Raw genomic sequence first — 3,525 nt, 5'->3', positions numbered from 1 at the left:
TTTCAGACACATTCAGCACCAAAGCGGGCTATGTATGCCACCCGTCACAGTGTCGGCATAAGATTGACTGAACCATCAAAAGCCGGGCAGCCTGAACTTCATGGTCACCTCTCCGGTTTCCTTGTCCACCTTGAGCATGGGTTTGTCCTCTTCAGTCTTGTTCAACTTCTGTCCAGTGGCCATTTCCAGAAGCCCGCTCATAAATTCCAGACCCTGATTCAGCACTGCTTCCATCTTTTCCGGACTTTTATCAGGGACACCCGGCACACTGCCAGCGTCATCCCGGGGCTGGTCTTCATCATTTGCGGCTTTAGTTTCCCCAGCCATTGCCGTCTGCTCAGCCCCTGGCATATCTTCCGGTTCAGACGCGCCCTGGGCCTGCGTCCCTGGAAAATCTTCCTGCTGTGCTTCAGCCAGAGCCTGGGGATTTAAAAAATGCGGAGTATCCTCAGGGATATCCTCGGAGACCCTGGACTCTTTATCCCCAAGGTCCTCATCCATTTCCTGGCCCATCATGGCCCGGAGCTCATTGAGCATCTGGTTGCGTTTTTCCCTGGAAAACTCCACCATGTCCACTCCGCCGTCAAAGACACCGGTGAACAGCTCGGTCTTTAGATGAATCCCGGCCAGTATCTTTTCCTCAATGCTGTTTTTGCTCACCAGGTTGATGACATTTATGCTGGTGCTGGTCTGCCCTATGCGGTTCACCCTCCCGATGCGCTGGTTCAGCCGGGCCGGGTTCCAGGGCAGCTCAAAGTTGAGCACGCAGTCAGCTGCCTGCAGGTTCAGCCCGGTGCCCCCGGAATCCGTGGACAGAAACACCTTGCATTCCGGGTTGTTGGTGAACTCGTCAATCAGGGCCTGGCGTTTGTGCACCGGTATCTTGCCGGTTAATTCCACAAAGTTGATGCCCATTCTGGATAACTGTTTGGCTATGAGGTAGGTCATGGTGGTCCATTCACTGAAAATGACCATCTTGCGCCCGCTTTGGACCACGATTTCATCCAGGATGCCCTCAAGTTCCTGGAGTTTAGGCGAGATCCTGGTGTTGCGGTCCACCAGGTAGGTGGAATCGCACACCCGGCGCATCTGCAGAAGCAGTTCCTGTATGCGGCGCACATCCATGGGGGTCAGAAACTTCTTGTTCAGCAGGGGCAGGAGGTACTGTTTGTACCCATCGTGCATCTTGGCCTGCACTTCGGACAGCTCCAGGTAATAGGTATTGGTGACCTGGTCCGGCAGATCCTTGAGCACCTCCTCCTTGCGCCTGCGGATCACCAGTGGCTTTAACTTTTCATGCAGCAGAGCCAGGTTGCGATACCCCAGGATCTTGTCCTTTTTCTCGCGGCTGAGCATAAAGTGATCCGCTGCGAACTTCCAGAGCGGGGCCAGCATGTGCGGTTCCAGGAACTGCACAATGGAATAGACGTCTTCCAGCTTGTTCTCCAGGGGGGTTCCCGTCAGGACCAGGCCATGTTTGCGGGGCAGGCTCTTGACCGAATCCGCGGTCTTGGTGGCGAAATTCTTGATCCTCTGGGCCTCATCCAGGATGACCAGATCAGGCTTGAAACGGCGCAGGGTGCTCACATCGCGCAGCACGGCTTCATAATTGGTGATCTTGAACAGGCTCTCATCCTGAAAATAAATCTGCTGGCGCATTCCGGCCGATCCGGCCACCACCACGGCCTGTTCACTGGTGAATTTCTCAATCTCGCGCTTCCACTGTTCCTTCAAGGAGGCCAGGGTGATTACCAGGACCCGGTTGAAACCAAATACCTCCTTTTTTAAAATACCCAGGGCAATGGCCTGCAGGGTCTTTCCCAGACCCATCTCATCACCGATCAGTGCGGCCTTGCGATACAGCCCGAAGCGCACCCCCTCTACCTGGTAGGGATACAGGGCCGTACTTATGCCCTCAAGAGAGGGAAGCTCTTCGCGGGAAAGCTCTTCTACCTCCTGTTTCAATAAATATTCATCCACCCGGTTGTGCACTTCCTCCCTGATGCGCACCTGTTTGCGCTCCCGGACCGCATCCATGAAATCCAGCATGCTTCCCAGGTTTTCAAACCTGAAAATCCCTTCCTGGTCAAAATATTTCTCCAGTACCCGGGCAATCTCCTGAATCTCGCCAGGAGGGCGTTCACAGAAAAGCCTGGGCAGGCCCTGGGTGGAATCCCAGTAAACATCCACAAAGGGAAACAGTTCCTCCCTGGCCTGCTCCAGGTCCTTTTTGCTCAAGAGCTGTTCCTTGAGGGCCAGAAGGTGCTTGCAGGTGCCCAGTTGACTGGTGTTGAAATCCGGGCAGGAACAATGTCCCAGCCCTTTTGACGGGTCATGCAGGGTTATCCGGTACTGCCTGCCCTGCTCTGTTTCCAGGAGATGATCCCCCTTGATCATGTCCCCGCGGATCAGGCTGAACTCTTCTTTCCTGGCCCGGCTTCGGCGGTCCTCCATGGCTTTTTCCCGGATTTCTTCAGGAGTAAGATAGTTGGAAAGCTTCTCCGGCTCCTGGGTACTGGACTTGTCCTGCCACTCCTGGACCCGGTCCAGCACATCCAGGGCCACGGCCACAACGTGCTTGCATCCGGGTCCCGGATAGGGGCAATCGCAGGAACAGTCCAGGCCATCGTCCCCCAGAGACACTACTGTGGAATAATCCCCGTAGTTGCCGTCCACCTGGTATTCATATCTGCCCTCTTCCGGGAAGGCCTCCATGCACATGTAGGCCCCGTCCTCGTATAAAGTACGCCCCCGCTGAAAAATCACCCTGCTGTCAGCCACCTGGTCACGAATTGTCAGTTCATCAAAATCAAGCATATTCCGGCTCCTGTCTTAAAATTACAAATTATCATAAGTAACCGCCAAGGAGTTTCTTTGAAATCCCTGGTATTTGTCAAGCCAGACACTCTTCGTCTCACCCTTGAAATCCTGGAGCTTTCATTTATAATTCAAGCCATGCCCCAAACCCATTATCTTTCTGAAAAGGATGTTTTCCAGGCCCTGGAAGAGGGAGCTTTGCTGCTCACAGTAAACCGCAGGCTGAGCCGCAGCCTGCTGCAGCGTTTTACCAGCCACCAGGCTTCAACTGGCCGCACCGCCTGGGAGACTCCGGATATCCTGCCCTTCAGCAGCTGGATTATACGCTGCATGGAAGAGATCACCTACCACCACCCGGATGTTTCCCACCCCTTGCCCATCACCCGGGACCAGGAGCTTTCTCTGTGGGAGGATATCATCCGGCAGTCCCCGCACTCCCGGGGACTTTTGCACCTGGAGGAAACAGCCCGCCAGGCGGCCCGGGCATGGACCCTTTTTGAGCAATGGAACCTGCAGGACCGCCAGGACCCGGTACTCTGGAGCTCTCCTGACCACAGGGCCTTTCTGGAATGGAGCACTGCTTTCAAGGATTATACCCAAAGCCGCGGCTGGATGGAGGAGGCAAGGCATCCCCGGCATGTGGCCCGCATGCTTGAAAAGGGCTGCCTGCCTTTTCCCGCACACCTGGTGCTGGCCGGCCTGGAAAAT

Annotated in this window: 2 protein-coding genes; one reads left to right on the top strand and one right to left on the bottom strand. The window is 55.2% G+C overall.

Annotated features, from left to right (window positions below):
• Positions 1-75: 75 nt before the first annotated feature.
• Complete coding sequence (locus QZP87_RS02910) at positions 76-2,817, bottom strand: SNF2-related protein (RefSeq protein WP_291321418.1); 2,742 nt, start codon at positions 2,815-2,817, stop codon at positions 76-78.
• Between the two features lie 57 nt (positions 2,818-2,874).
• Between QZP87_RS02910 and QZP87_RS02905 the strand changes: the two genes are divergently transcribed.
• Positions 2,875-3,525 (top strand): hypothetical protein (locus QZP87_RS02905; RefSeq protein ID WP_291321417.1); only part of this gene is annotated, 651 nt, incomplete at its 3' end.

This window comes from Desulfonatronospira sp. (assembly GCA_003563255.1).
Classification (GTDB): Bacteria; Desulfobacterota; Desulfovibrionia; order Desulfovibrionales; family Desulfonatronovibrionaceae; genus Desulfonatronospira.
Note: the sequence above shows the minus strand (reverse complement) of the source record. Positions and strands in the feature narration are given on the sequence as shown.

Coding starts and splice junctions, on each gene's coding strand:
- QZP87_RS02910 (WP_291321418.1), bottom strand. CDS start 2,817: ATGCTTGATTTTGATGAACTGACAATTCGTGACCAGGTGGCTGACAGC.